At 51.4% G+C, this 13,413-nt stretch carries 12 protein-coding genes and 1 pseudogene; 12 read left to right on the top strand and 1 reads right to left on the bottom strand.

Annotated features, from left to right (window positions below; translation table 11 throughout):
• Positions 1-48: 48 nt before the first annotated feature.
• Positions 49-1,098 (bottom strand): 2,3-butanediol dehydrogenase, encoded by a 1,050-nt coding sequence (locus tag ACTHPM_RS02820; protein ID WP_440393661.1) that lies wholly within the window; start codon positions 1,096-1,098, stop codon positions 49-51.
• Between the two features lie 297 nt (positions 1,099-1,395).
• Between ACTHPM_RS02820 and ACTHPM_RS02825 the strand changes: the two genes are divergently transcribed.
• From ACTHPM_RS02825 to ACTHPM_RS02880, 12 genes and pseudogenes are all read left to right on the top strand, one after another.
• On the top strand, positions 1,396-2,427 hold the full coding sequence (locus tag ACTHPM_RS02825) for a LacI family DNA-binding transcriptional regulator (RefSeq protein WP_440393662.1): 1,032 nt from the start codon (positions 1,396-1,398) through the stop codon (positions 2,425-2,427).
• Positions 2,428-2,474: 47 nt separating this feature from the next.
• Positions 2,475-2,693, top strand: a pseudogene (locus ACTHPM_RS02830) (VOC family protein); the annotation flags it as partial.
• Between the two features lie 16 nt (positions 2,694-2,709).
• Entirely contained in the window at positions 2,710-3,294 is a 585-nt protein-coding gene (locus tag ACTHPM_RS02835; RefSeq protein ID WP_440393663.1) for a histidine phosphatase family protein, read from the top strand.
• Between the two features lie 336 nt (positions 3,295-3,630).
• Complete coding sequence (gene pfkB, locus ACTHPM_RS02840; protein ID WP_440393664.1) at positions 3,631-4,563, top strand: 1-phosphofructokinase; 933 nt, start codon at positions 3,631-3,633, stop codon at positions 4,561-4,563.
• Positions 4,564-4,703: 140 nt separating this feature from the next.
• Complete coding sequence (locus tag ACTHPM_RS02845; protein WP_440393665.1) at positions 4,704-5,117, top strand: GNAT family N-acetyltransferase; 414 nt, start codon at positions 4,704-4,706, stop codon at positions 5,115-5,117.
• Complete coding sequence (locus tag ACTHPM_RS02850; RefSeq protein WP_440421428.1) at positions 5,047-5,847, top strand: HAD family hydrolase; 801 nt, start codon at positions 5,047-5,049, stop codon at positions 5,845-5,847. The genes ACTHPM_RS02845 and ACTHPM_RS02850 overlap by 71 nt, the downstream gene beginning before the upstream one ends.
• 210 nt (positions 5,848-6,057) lie before the next feature.
• Positions 6,058-7,107 carry an ABC transporter substrate-binding protein gene (locus ACTHPM_RS02855; RefSeq protein ID WP_440393667.1) on the top strand — a complete coding sequence of 350 codons (1,050 nt, stop codon included), beginning with the start codon at positions 6,058-6,060 and terminating at the stop codon, positions 7,105-7,107.
• A 71-nt stretch (positions 7,108-7,178) separates the two neighbouring features.
• Positions 7,179-8,096, top strand: coding sequence for an ABC transporter permease (locus ACTHPM_RS02860; protein WP_440393668.1), 918 nt, complete (start codon positions 7,179-7,181; stop codon positions 8,094-8,096).
• Entirely contained in the window at positions 8,089-8,883 is a 795-nt protein-coding gene (locus ACTHPM_RS02865) for an ABC transporter ATP-binding protein (protein WP_440393669.1), read from the top strand. The genes ACTHPM_RS02860 and ACTHPM_RS02865 overlap by 8 nt, the downstream gene beginning before the upstream one ends.
• A gap of 114 nt (positions 8,884-8,997) precedes the next feature.
• Positions 8,998-9,762, top strand: a complete 765-nt coding sequence (locus ACTHPM_RS02870) for a class I SAM-dependent methyltransferase (protein ID WP_440393670.1) — start codon at positions 8,998-9,000, stop codon at positions 9,760-9,762.
• 144 nt (positions 9,763-9,906) lie between these two features.
• Positions 9,907-12,687: a CHASE3 domain-containing protein gene (locus ACTHPM_RS02875; protein ID WP_440393671.1), complete on the top strand. Its 2,781-nt coding sequence runs from the start codon at positions 9,907-9,909 to the stop codon at positions 12,685-12,687.
• A 142-nt stretch (positions 12,688-12,829) separates the two neighbouring features.
• Positions 12,830-13,354 carry a PadR family transcriptional regulator gene (locus ACTHPM_RS02880; RefSeq protein WP_440393672.1) on the top strand — a complete coding sequence of 175 codons (525 nt, stop codon included), beginning with the start codon at positions 12,830-12,832 and terminating at the stop codon, positions 13,352-13,354.
• The last annotated feature ends 59 nt before the right edge of the window (positions 13,355-13,413 follow it).

A 13,413-nucleotide genomic window follows, 5' to 3' on the forward strand; every position in this document is an offset into this window, starting at 1 on the left:
TGTCCTTACATTAATTCAATGGATAGGATAGATAGATGGAGAACACGATTATTCCGGTTTAACGAGAATTTTAACCTGGTTCTTTTCCTTAAGCAGGGTTTCGAAGCCTTCGGAAAGAACCTCCTCCAAATGAATGCGTTTCGTGACAAGCTTATCAGCCGGGAAGTAGCCTTTGGCCATCAGGCTGATGACCGCTGGAAATACGTCACGGTAACCGATGATGCCTTTGATGGTGCGTTCCATCATGACAACGTTGTTCGGATGGATCGGAGCTTCCTTTTCAAAGATGCTGACGATCATAAGCTCGCCGCCCATTTTAGTAGACTCCAGGGCCTGCGTAAGGACAGGAGGAACGCCGGTCACTTCATAGGCCACGTCCACGCCGCCATTCGTACGTTTGTGGATTTCCTTCACAGCGTCAAATTCCTTCGGATCGATGACAATGGCGCCGAGCTCGGCTGCCTTTTGCTTGCGTTCCGGGGATAGTTCAACCGCGTAAATCTCGGATGCTCCGGAAGCCTTCAACGCCTCAATAACGAGCAGGCCGATCGGACCAGTACCGAACACAGCCGCTTTGTCGCCGACCTTCAGCTTGCTGGAGCGAACGGCGTGAAGCGCAACCGCCGACGGCTCCACGAGAGCACCCTGCTCATAAGACACGGAATCCGGGATTTGGTGTACCATGACTTCATCCGCAGCCACGAAGCCAGAGAATCCGCCGCCACCGCCTGCAAGGCCCAAGAAGCCCATTTTTTCGCAAAGATTATACTTGCCCTGCTGGCAAGCTTCACATTCACCGCATGCATAGATCGGTTCGACAACGACCCGGTCTCCGACGCTGACTTTCGTTACGCCTTCACCGATTTCAACAACTTGTCCTGAAAATTCATGGCCCATCACGACCGGAGCTTTCTCGCCTGTTAGAGGATGAGGGGCTGCTTGCGGGATGAAGATCGGACCCGAAGTGTACTCGTGCAGATCGCTGCCGCAAATGCCGCACCATTCCACTTTGATTTTGACTTTGCCTTTGGCAGCTGCCGGTTCTTCGATGTTATCGAGCCGCAAATCTTTTTGTCCATGCCATCTTAGTGCTTTCATGAAGTCATCTCCAGTTCAAATATTGAGTGCTTGACTATGATTAGATGAGCTATTCACGCTCATAAAAGGAAACGTTTCCGAAAACTAATATGTCACATCTTCACGAAATTGTCAAACTATAAACTGTGATATTTTTGCATGATAAAGCTATGACGGATAAGTAATCCATCAGCTCTGCGGCAGTTGTGTTCCCCGTCGGATTTATGGAAAAAAACATTAATGGTATAATAGAATTAAGTCATTGAAAAACGCAATTAAACGGGAAACGATTCCGGAACAGAAAGGGACTCAGGCATCTTGTCTAACAAATCCAAAGTAACGATCGAAGATGTCGCTGCCAAAGCGGGTGTAGGGATTGCGACAGTATCCAGAGCGATCAACAATTCAGGAGGCATCAGCGAAAAGACCAAGGCCAAAGTGCTCCAGGCGATCGACGAGCTCGGATTCATTCCCAGCATAGCGGCACAAAGCCTTAAAGTCCGTAACACGAACCAGATCGCGCTCGCCGTGCCGGATATCCGCAATGCATTCGTGCCCGAAATTGCCTGGTCGGTCGAGCAGGCGGCCAAGCAGCATGGCTACCGGGTCGTGAATATCAACACCTCGGGGATTGGTCAGTTGGAGCTGGAAACCGTCAGGGATGTCAAAAAGCTTCATGTTGACGGCTTGATCATTCTTCCGCTCGCCTACCCGAAGACATTCGTAGAGCTCGTCAACAAATCCCCCGTTCCAATCTCTGTCATCAACTATGGGAAGAGGCTCTCGGAGGATATCAAGGCGGATGTCGTCTGCCTGTCGCAGCAGGAAGGTCGTCTGGCGATGGAACATCTAAGGAGTATTGGCCGGACGCGGATCGCTTATGCCGGGGCGCCCAGGGACATTATCGAGGAACGGTATAACGCCTATGTGAACTCGCTGAGCCATGTGGACGTGTCGCTGGCCTATTTCGGCGAGGATTTTTCATTGAACACGGGGGCGAAGGCGGCCGACTATTTTAAAAGTTTGAAAAACATGCCGGACGCGGTGTATGCCGGAAACGACATGGTAGCGATCGGTCTGATCAACCGGTTCAAGGAGCTAGGCGTCCGCGTTCCTGAAGACGTGGCGGTCGTGGGCATTGACAACAATATTTGGACGACGATCACAACGCCGCAGATCAGTTCGGTATCGATCATGGGGGTCGAGGTCTCAAGGCTCGCGACCGAGCTGCTGCTGAAGAGAATCCGCGAAAACGTCAAGGGTGTGTACGAGAAAGTTCAGTTCGAGCCGAGACTCATCGTCCGGGAATCGACGGTAAAAATGAAGCGGAGCCTCACGTATTTGGAATAGAGGGGTAGCCGCAGCAGGCAATAAGGAACAAATAAATGGAGATGGGGACGGTCGAGGAAAAGGAGTTTGCTGAATGGCTGGAACATCTTCGGACATCAGGTGTACGCATACTTCCCGGACGCGAACGGGACGAAAAGGATAAACGCTCCGTTTATTTCCTGGATCCCGACGGACACCGTTTCGAACTCCACACAGGCAGCCTGCAGGACCGCTTGGAGTATTACAGGGCAGACAAAAACCATATGATATTTTATTCTGAATCCTAAAAACAGGGGGAAATATATGACAACGATCGGTTGGGTCAGACATGGCATTACAGATTGGAATGTGGTAAGACGGGCGCAGGGACAAACGGATGTGCCGCTGAACGAAACGGGGCGCGCCCAGGCGCGGGCGCTCGCTGAACGGTTCAAGCATGAGCAATGGGATGCCGTGTATGCAAGCGACCTGTCGCGTGCCAGAGAAACGGCTGAAGCCATTGCGTCGGCGCTGGACATTCCGCTCCACGTGGATGCACGCCTCCGCGAAATGGCCTGCGGCAAAATGGAAGGCACAACAGAAGAAGAGCGCATCCGCATGTGGGGCGAGGAGTGGCAGGACATGGAGCTTGGTATCGAGTCCGGCGAGTCCATGGTTTTGCGAGGTATGGAGGTTGTCAGGGACATTTGTCTGTCTTATCCAGGTAAACGCGTGCTGGCCGTAAGTCACGGAGCGCTCATATCGACGCTGCTGCCTGCGCTGGTTCCGCATATGAATATCCGCGAGCATCTGCATAATACCTCGGTAACGCTGGTCCGCCAGCTGGATGAGGCGTGGGTGTGTGATCTCTATAACTGCCGCCGTCATCTGGATGCGGCGAATCTGTAAGAATATACAACGAACCGGATCGCTGCCCGAGGCCTGACAAAAAGCCCTGAGCGAAAATTGTAAGCATTGTCATACAGCGTACAGCGTCTCTAACGTCAATCTCGTTCTTTGCATGTTGCAGCGTTGTGCAATTCGGGCAGTGAAGGTATACTTTGGATATTGCCGGTGTGTTCATGGCTTGGGCGAATCATGCAGCGTTCGGGTACGGACAAGAGGGGGCACCGAGAAGACATGGCGTTGAGTGGGCGAAGGATAGAATGGAGACCGTCCCCGGGTCATTCGGGCAGCAAAAGCGCTTTTACATACTCACGCTTGGGATGGGATGACAAGAGACTTATGATTACTACCGTAACACTGAATGCAGCCATCGATAAGACATATTATCTTCCCGCTTTTCCGCTCGGCAAGGTTTCGCGCGTTCAGCGTTTTCACGCCGCGCCCGGCGGCAAAGGGATCAACGTAGCGAAGGTTGTGACCCAATTGGGCATACCTGTCATTGCTACCGGTTTCACGGGCGGAATGAACGGGGAAATTATCAAGCAGCAATTAACGCAAATGGGGATTGCGCATGATTTCGTGGACGTTGAAGGGGAGTCCCGGATTTGCCTGAACATCCTCGACGAAGGAAACGGCACGTCTACGGAGCTCCTAGAGCCAGGGCCGATGGTCTCCGAAACGGCGCTGAAGCAAATGGAAGAGAAAGTCCGTGAACTTGCTGCTAAATCCCGAATTGTCTGCTTTAGCGGCAGCCTGCCTGCAGGTGCGCCCAAGGATTATTACGTGGGACTAGTCCGGATCGCCAAGGAAGCCGGCGCTTATGTCATTCTCGATGCCAGCGGCGACGCACTGCGCCTTGGCATCGAAGCCAAGCCTGACATGATCAAGCCGAATGAAGAAGAAGTGGCAGCTCTGCTCGGCATCGAAGTGTCTGATGAAGAAGCGCTTCGGACAGCGGTTGAAACGCTTGTGCAAAAATACGGCATGGACCGCATCAGTGTATCTTTGGGTGGAGCCGGTTCTTTGACGGCTGTCAAGGGCAGCAGCTACCGGGTTACGACGCCGAAAGTGGATGTGGTCAACACGGTGGGCTGCGGCGATTCTTTTGTGGCGGGCATGGCCGTATCATTGGCAAAGGGCTTGTCCGTGGAGGAAGGATTGGCGATGGCATCCGCGGCCGGAACATCCAACGCGATGACCGATCAGGCCGGGCAGATTGATCCCGTCATGTTTGAAGAGCTTCGTCAACAAGTACGGATAGAGCAGTTATAATCCTATATGTTGTGGTGGAATAAGATATGGCCGGGCGCTTGGCGTCCGGCCTGTTTGAACAGGTGCTCTGAGCGTATAGAGGAATTCGTGCCGTTTCGAAGAATCCTTCTAGTACCGAAGAACAGGGGGAGGGCGAAATCATGCTGCTTGAAGAACAAGGAATAACGATCAGCGACCGCAAGGATCTGCTCCAGCCGGACCGGATCATCGCATTTCTGAAAGGCAGCTACTGGGCCAAAGACCGGCCCGCGGAGCTGATTAAGGCATCGATTGATCAATCGATTTGTTTCGGCGTATACGAATCCGGATTGCAGGTTGGCTTCGCCCGCGTCGTAACGGACCTCAGCACCATGTATTATCTTTGCGATGTCATTATTGATGAAGGCTGCCGCGGGCGCAGCCTTGGCAAAAAGCTGGTCGACGCCATCGTGAACGACGACAGATTCGCAAAGCTGCACGGCATTCTGGTGACGGCAGACGCCCATGGATTGTACGAACAGTATGGCTTCGTCCGCGATCCCGACCGGACGCTTCGCAGGACGCGCCGGCAATGAAGCAGGCGGTAATGACAAACGACAACTCGATGAAAAGGTGAGCAAATTGATTAAGGCAGTGGTTTTTGACTTTGACGGCTTGATGGTGGACACCGAAACACCGGCATACCATGCTTTTTGCAAGGTGTACGGCGAATACGGCCAACAGCTTCCGCTCGAAACCTATGCACAGTGCGTAGGAACCTCTTTTGACGTGTTTAACCCGTATACATACTTGGCGGAAATATTGCAGCATTCTGTGGACAGCGATGTCATACGCAAACAGGTCGACGTCCGGTATCGCGAGCTGCTGCAGCATATTGAACCGAGACCCGGCGTGATCGATTATTTGAAGGATGCCCGCAGACTGGGACTGGGAACTGCCCTGGCTTCAAGCTCTTATTTCAACTGGATTGAGCCCTATCTCACGAAGTTTAATCTACACGGGTACTTTGATTCGATCAATACGGCGGATCTGGTGCAGCAGGTGAAGCCGGACCCCGAGCTGTATATGCTGTCACTCCAAAAGCTGAACGTGCGACCTGAAGAGGCCATCTCCTTTGAAGATTCCTTGAACGGATTCACCGCTGCCCGAAAGGCAGGACTTCGTACCGTGATCGTGCCGAATGAAATGACCAGCACATTCCCTTTTGAGGCGTATGATCTGAAAATAACAAGCATGTCCACCACGTCCTTGGAAGAGGTTATTGAGCGGCTCGAGCGGCAAAACCGGGTGGAGACATTGGAATAATTACCATTATATAGTGGATAAAAAGTTTCATATTTTTTGTCGCAGACCAATTGACGGATGCGGGAGCGCCCATATATGATTATGAATAATCCATTGATAGTATGGAATCTTGCATTCTGTACCCAAAGCGGCGCTTCTTTTTTTTATCTTGCTGCTTTAGCGCTTTCGAACACAAAAGCAATGTAGAGGAAAATTTTGGAGGGGTCTAAGATGCTGAAAAAGAAATCATTGTTAACGGTAGTGATGTCTGCGCTCCTCGTCACGGCGCTGGCCGGCTGTGGAAGCACGGACGGAAAGAAAACCGAATCGGAAAGCGCGGGCTCCGGCAGCGGACAAACGGAATCGAAAACGTACAAAGTCGCAATCTCGCAAATCGTCGAGCATCCTTCCCTGGATGCCACGCGCGAAGGGTTTCTGGCGGCTTTGAAGGATGCCGGTTTGACGGACGGCGACAATCTGAAAGTGAACTACAAAAACGCACAGGACGATCAGACCAATAACTTGTCCATTGCCAAGACCATTGCATCGGAAAAGAACGATTTGGTGCTCGCCATCGCGACGCCTTCCGCACAAGCCGTTGTGAAAGAAGTGAAAGACTCGCCGGTCCTGTTCGCGGCCGTGACCGATCCGATGGATGCGAAGCTCGTATCGAATCTGGACAAACCGGGCGGCAACGTATCCGGAGTATCCGACACAAATCCGGCTGCGGTACAGAAGTTAATGGAATTCATTGCCAAGAACTTCCCGAACGTCAAAACGGTTGGAGTTGTCATCAATGAGGGCGAATCGAACGCGGTCGTCATGTCCAAAAACGCCGAGGAGGCGCTCAGCAAGCATAACATCAAGCTGGTGAAGGCGGCGATTACTAACACCTCCGAAGTGAAGCAGGCTGCTGAGTCACTTGTGGGACGCGCGGACGCCATATTCATTACGCTGGATAACCGAGTGGTCAGCGGCGTAGATACCATCATCCAGGTAGCCAACAAAAACCATATTCCGTTCTTCTCGAGTGATCGTGACACCGTCGAGAAAGGCGCATTTGCCACCGTCGGCTTCAAGTACTACGATCATGGTTACCAAGTGGGGCAGATGGCTGTGGATATTTTGAAAAACGGAAAAAATCCGGGCGACATGAAAGTAACGATGCAGGAGAAGCTGGATTTAATTCTGAACCTGAAAGCTGCTGAGGCCCAAGGTATTACGGTGACTGACGAGATGAAGAACGAAGTGCAGGACAAAGAGAACAATATCATTCAATAACAGTAAGGATTGGTTAGGGGAGTGGCGATATCCTTCGTCCACTCCTTTCATGTCATAAGGAGGAATTCATCATGTTAAGCTCTCTCTTGGGTGCGATTGAACTCGGCTTGCTCTATGCTTTGATGGCACTTGGAGTATACATTACGTACCGTATCCTCGATTTTCCGGACTTGACGGTAGACGGCAGCTTCACGACGGGCGGCGCGATCGCCGCAGTGATGATTGCCCATGGCTATAACGCCTGGATTGCAACGCTGGGAGGCTTCCTTGGGGGAATCGCCGCAGGAGCTTGCACAGGATTGCTGCATACCAAAGGCAAGATCAACGGTTTATTATCGGGGATATTAATGATGATTGCCTTATATTCCATTAATATGAGAATTCTAGGCAAACCGAATGTCGCCATCATGGAAGAGGACACTTTATTCACAATCAATCCATGGATCTTGATTCCGCTTGTCGTGATTATCGTCCTGCTGTTAATGAATTGGTTTTTGCATACGGATCTGGGGCTTGCGCTGCGTGCGACGGGCGACAATGACCGGATGATCCGGAGCTTCGGTGCGAACACGGACACGACCAAAATCATCGGCGTCAGCCTTGCCAACGGATTGGTAGCGCTCTCCGGTGCCCTGATTACGCAGTCGTCCGGCTTTGCGGACAGCAGCATGGGGATCGGCATGATCGTGATCGGACTCGCTTCCGTCATTATCGGCGAAGCGATTTTCGGTGCCCGGAACGTGATCCATGCCACGATTGCCGTCGTATTGGGCTCTGTCGTTTACCGTATCGTGGTCGCCTTCGCCCTCCGGGTGGAATGGCTGGATGCTTCCGATTTGAAGCTGATTACCGCCATTATCGTTATTTTTGCGCTCGTATTCCCGACCGCAAGCCGTGCAATCAAGCAGAAGAAGCTTGCCAAAAGACGCACCGCCGAATTGACGGGCGTTCTTCCGAAAAGCACCGCAGGAGGTGATCTCCATGCTTGAAATCAACCAGGTCTCCAAGCTGTTTAATCCGGGTTCTCCCGATGAGAAGATCGCACTGAATCATATCAACGTGAACCTGCGCCCCGGAGATTTCATCACCTTGATCGGCAGTAACGGCGCCGGCAAATCCACATTGATGAACATCATTTCCGGCGTTATGAAGCCGGATGCGGGCGATGTCAAGATCAATGGAAGGACCATAAGCCATCTCCCTGAATATCAGCGCAGCCGCTGGATCGGCCGTGTATTTCAGGATCCGATGGCCGGTACGGCGCCGCACATGACGATCGAGGAAAATCTGGCGATGGCCTTTGCCAGAGGCAAACGCAGAGGTCTGAAGATGAGTCTCAAAGCAAGCCGGCGACAGATGTTCCGCGAGTCTCTCGAACGTCTCGGCATTGGACTCGAGAACCGCCTGCGCGCGAAAGTCGGCCTGCTGTCAGGCGGAGAACGCCAAGCGCTAAGCCTGCTCATGGCTACCTTTACCCAGCCGGATATTCTGCTGCTGGATGAGCACACGGCTGCGCTCGATCCGGCTCGCGCTGAGCTGATTACGCGATTGACGGAATCCATTGTCCGCGAAATGAACCTGACCACGCTGATGGTCACGCACAACATGGAGCAGGCGATCCGTCTGGGGAACCGTCTGATCATGATGGATAAAGGTCAGATCATCCTGGACATCGACGAACGCCGCAAGAAGGACCTGACCGTGGAAGAACTGCTAGGCGAGTTCGAGCGGATCAGCGGACACAAGCTCTCGGATGACCGGATGGTGCTTGCATAGGATGTACGTTCCGTAACGCTCAAACCCGCTTCGGGCTTTTCCCCGGGCGGGTTTTTTTATATGATGAATAGGAGATTGCTGAGATCGAAAATTATGGAAAAGGTGGCGTTTCATATGGTATCACTTGCAAGTCTTTCATTTGAAGATATCATTCAGCAGACGGATATGCGTTTTAGCGGCTGGGATTTTTCATACTTGGGGAACACAGGGAGATTAAGAGAGTTCCCGCTTCGCTGGAATTATTTTAATCTCATAGCGGAGGCTTTACGTCATAGCGACAGCCTGCTTGATATGGGCACCGGCGGCGGGGAGTTTCTATCGAGCTTATCGAGGCTTCCGGCCTATACATGTGCAACCGAAGGATATGAACCGAACGTGGAGGTGGCCCGTCGGCGTCTGGAACCGCTTGGTGTAGCGGTATCGTTCATCACGGAAGACGAACGCCTGCCATACGAGGACGGGACATTCGATTTGATTATCAATCGCCATGAATCTTACAGTCCGCGGGAGCTACACCGAATCCTGAAGCCCGGAGGCTGGTTTATCACCCAGCAGGTCGGCGGACAGAACGATCAAGAGTTTAACGAGCTTCTGGAGGCTCCGAATGATGAGTTTGCACACTGGAATCTGAGCTATGCGACCGCCGAGCTTCAACCTTATTTTGACATCAAGAGAACAGATGAAGAGGTGACGGTCTCCCGATTCTATGATTTAGGCGCTGTCGTGTACTATTTAAGCGTCATTCCGTGGCAAATTCCGGACTTCTCGGTAACGAAGTATGAAGCCCAGCTTCGAACGATTCATGCCATGATCCAGCAAAAGGGTTTCTTGGACACGAAATGTCACCGTTTTGTGATCGTCGCTCAAAAGAAGTTATAAAATAGGCTTGCTTCATGAACCGTGATAGACCTTCATTACAGCCGTTTTAAGCTCAAACTTGACCGGGTGGTTGATTATTCAGGCGACAACTACTAAAATATTGCAGTAAGCTTTTTGTGGATTCAGGGGACGGGGGGGGTACTATTGCGGAAAAGATTAAAGTTGAATATCGGCTCCAAAATTACGCTTGGCTACATATTAATTTTAGTCTGCGTCGGTATATTTTTGCTGGTTGTCACGAACCGGGTTGCATCGCTGCAGCAGGAGGCAGATTTCATCAGCCAGCATGATATAGAAGTCCATGACTTGGCGAGCAGTGTGGAAAAGTCACTTTTGGACATGGAAACAGGCCAGCGGGGCTATGTCATTACCGGGGATGCCGCTTATCTTGACCCCTATAATCAGGCGAGTTCCAAGTGGGAAACAGATTATAACAAGCTGTACCAGCTGCTGACGGATAATCCTTCGCAGCAGGAGAACCTGAAGGATATCCAGGCGAGCATCAACCGGTGGATTCAAATTGCCGGACAGCCTGTAATTGAATTGAAGAAGAATGGGAACACCGCTGAGGTGGACCAGTACTTCGCCAAAGATCCCGGTAAAGAAGAAATGGATGCGATTCGAAGCAAATTCAGTTCTTTTATTAACACGGAAAAAACACTGACGAACGAACGGGTCCAGACACTGGAGGAGCGGAATAACAGGCTCATTGCAACGATTTATATTTTGTGGATTGTCGCTGCGGTGCTGTCTGTATTGGTGGCTGTGACGATTTCCAGAAACATTGTGACGATCATAAAAGACGTGACCCGCACCATTAAAGGCATGGCTGCGGGCGGCAGTCTGGATACGAGGATACAGGTTCGCACGAACGACGAAATTGGAGAGCTCGGGCGTTCGACCAATGAGTTGCTTGATGTGGTGCAGAGGCAGGGAGAAGTTAAGGACGAAGTTGCAGCCATGTCAAGCCTCCTTCAGAACGAGACCGGCATCCGCAGCTTGAACGAAAAGTTCGTGCACCGATTGGCGGAAGTGCTGAAAGTTCCTTATATTGCGCTCTATTCCGCCGAGAATGGCGAGCTTGAGTTAGCGGCATCTTATGCTGCCGGCCATGACGCCGTAGGGAAACGGAAAATCGCCTTCGGAGAAGGCCTTGTGGGGCAATGCGCGTTAGATGGCCGGATCATTACGCTGGATCAGCTTCCGGCCGATTATATTCAGATTGCTTCCGGTCTCGGCAGCACAGCACCTTCTTTCATCGTGTTAGCGCCATTTATATATGAAGGAAACACGTTGGCGGTCATTGAAGTCGCTGCCCTGGACAAGCTTGACGCACACCAGATGGAAATGCTGAAGCAGCTGGTGGCTGCCGCAAGCGGCACGATGCACAGTGTGATTACCCGGATGGAGATCCAGCGTCTGTACATGGAAGCTCAATCCTTGAATGAAGAGCTCCAGGCCCAGTCGGAAGAGCTTCAGGTCCAGACCGAAGAATTGCAGGTGCAATCCGAGGAGCTGCAAATGCAGACGGATGAACTCCAATCTTTGAATGATAAGCTGGAAATCCAGAAGGACCAGGCCGAGAGTGCCGCAATTGAGCTGGAAAAGTATGCGGGGCAGCTGGAAACCAGCTCGAATTACAAGTCGGAATTTTTGGCCAACATGTCGCATGAACTCCGCACGCCATTGAACAGCATGCTTATCTTGTCTCAAATATTGGCGGAGAACCGCTCCGGCAACTTAACGGAAGAAGAAGCGAATTACGCATCGGTAATCCATACATCTGGAACAGACCTTCTTCATTTGATTAACGATATCTTGGATTTATCCAAGGTCGAAGCGGGTAAAATACAGCTTGAAATTTCCGCCGTGAGCATATCCGAGCTGCCGGAATCGATGGAACGCTATTTTGGAAAAGCGGCAGAAAACAAATCGATTCAGTTCACATGCAACATTGCTCCGAATGTTCCCGATCTGTTCTACAGCGACGAGCTCAGGCTCCACCAAATTATTCGGAATTTGCTGTCCAACGCCTTCAAGTTTACGGAACGCGGTGAAGTCAGCTTGAGCATCTACAAGCTGGATTCGATCCAGACAGCGGAATTCACGATTCCGAGCGAAACGCTCGCTTTTGCGGTCCGCGACACGGGAATCGGCATTTCGGAAGACAAGCAGAAGCTGATCTTCGAAGCCTTCAAGCAGGCGGATGGAGCAACGGCCCGCAAGTTTGGCGGAACGGGGCTCGGCTTGTCCATCTCCCAGCAGTTTGCCAAACTGTTGGGCGGCGAACTCATGGTCCAAAGCGTGCCAGGTATCGGAAGCACCTTTACACTGTATCTCCCGTGCCGAACGGAGCATGTGGATGTCTCGCCTATGATCCTGATGCAGTCTGAAGCGGCTGTAGGAGCTGCGTCCGGAGCCGCATCGCAAGCTGCGTGGCTTGGCAGCGGCACTTATCAGCCGGAAAACGTGGGTAGCCGGGCCATTTCACAGCACGGTGCGGAACCAGAGCCGTTATTCTTAGAGGAGACGGAACTGTTCGAGGGGAAAAAGGTGCTTGTCGTAGACGATGATATACGAAACGTATACGCGTTAGCGAACGCTTTGGAGCGCTATAATATGCATGTTCTGACGGCTCAGAACGGTTATGAGTGCCTGGATATCCTGCAAACAGAGAAGGATATCTCCATCATTTTGATGGATATCATGATGCCGGAGATGGATGGCTACCAAACGATGAGAAACATCCGCGGCACGCTCGAGCTAACCGATTTGCCGATTCTTGCCTTGACGGCGAAGGCCATGAAAGAGGACAGAGACAAATGTCTGGCTGCAGGCGCTTCGGATTACCTGAGCAAGCCGCTGAATATCAACGAAGTCATCTCACGGATGAAGGTCTGGATGACCAAAACCGAAATAGAATAGGATGTAAGAGACGCGCGATCCGGTAATCGGCGTCTCTTTTTCTTTGACTGTTGAAGCCGCATATCAAACAATACATTTTGACCTTCTAGTCAGGTATGACTATACTAGTAGTTAGGAAATGAACCGAAGGAGCTTTAACGATATGGATGAACGTGAACTGCTTGTTTTGGGGCTGCTCATGACCCAGAGCCAACATGGTTATCAGATTAACGATTTTATCGAGCGGAATTTGGGACAAGTGTCCGATATGAAAAAGGCAACGGCATATTCCATTCTGAAACGTTTGGACAAACAGGGCTGTGTGGATGTAACTACCGAACAGGAAGGGAATCGCCCGCCCAGACAGATTTATTCCATCACCGAGCAGGGAAGGATGCTCTTCTTTGATTTGCTGCGCGCTTCATTGGCCCATGCCGAAAATGTCACGCCCGCTGGAGATATCGGCCTCATGTTTATAGATCATCTCTCCCGAAAGGATGCCAAAGAGCTGCTCGAAATCAAGCTGGATAAAATGAACCGGTTGATCGAAGCTTGTTCCTCCATCCCTCTGCATGATGAGGGAATCGGAGTGAATCTGTCTTTTCGGCACCGGCTGGCCCTGTTGGAATGCAACCGGAAGTTTCTGCTGGAGACGATTCAGTTACTTGAGCAGGAAGAGATTTCTTAACGTAAAAATGGAAAGACCTCTGACAACGTTATAAAACATATTCAAAGACGCATTCCGCG

It is taken from the genome of Paenibacillus sp. SAFN-054 (genome assembly GCF_051966755.1).
Lineage (GTDB): Bacteria > Bacillota > Bacilli > Paenibacillales > Paenibacillaceae > Paenibacillus_AQ.

Excerpts from the sequence above, each read along its gene's own strand:
- ACTHPM_RS02820 (WP_440393661.1), bottom strand. The coding sequence starts at position 1,098 with ATGAAAGCACTAAGATGGCATGGACAAAAAGATTTGCGGCTCGATAAC.
- ACTHPM_RS02835 (WP_440393663.1), top strand. The coding sequence starts at position 2,710 with ATGACAACGATCGGTTGGGTCAGACATGGCATTACAGATTGGAATGTG.
- pfkB (WP_440393664.1), top strand. The coding sequence starts at position 3,631 with ATGATTACTACCGTAACACTGAATGCAGCCATCGATAAGACATATTAT.
- ACTHPM_RS02845 (WP_440393665.1), top strand. The coding sequence starts at position 4,704 with ATGCTGCTTGAAGAACAAGGAATAACGATCAGCGACCGCAAGGATCTG.
- ACTHPM_RS02850 (WP_440421428.1), top strand. The coding sequence starts at position 5,047 with ATGGATTGTACGAACAGTATGGCTTCGTCCGCGATCCCGACCGGACGC.
- ACTHPM_RS02855 (WP_440393667.1), top strand. The coding sequence starts at position 6,058 with ATGCTGAAAAAGAAATCATTGTTAACGGTAGTGATGTCTGCGCTCCTC.
- ACTHPM_RS02860 (WP_440393668.1), top strand. The coding sequence starts at position 7,179 with ATGTTAAGCTCTCTCTTGGGTGCGATTGAACTCGGCTTGCTCTATGCT.
- ACTHPM_RS02865 (WP_440393669.1), top strand. The coding sequence starts at position 8,089 with ATGCTTGAAATCAACCAGGTCTCCAAGCTGTTTAATCCGGGTTCTCCC.
- ACTHPM_RS02870 (WP_440393670.1), top strand. The coding sequence starts at position 8,998 with ATGGTATCACTTGCAAGTCTTTCATTTGAAGATATCATTCAGCAGACG.
- ACTHPM_RS02880 (WP_440393672.1), top strand. The coding sequence starts at position 12,830 with ATGGATGAACGTGAACTGCTTGTTTTGGGGCTGCTCATGACCCAGAGC.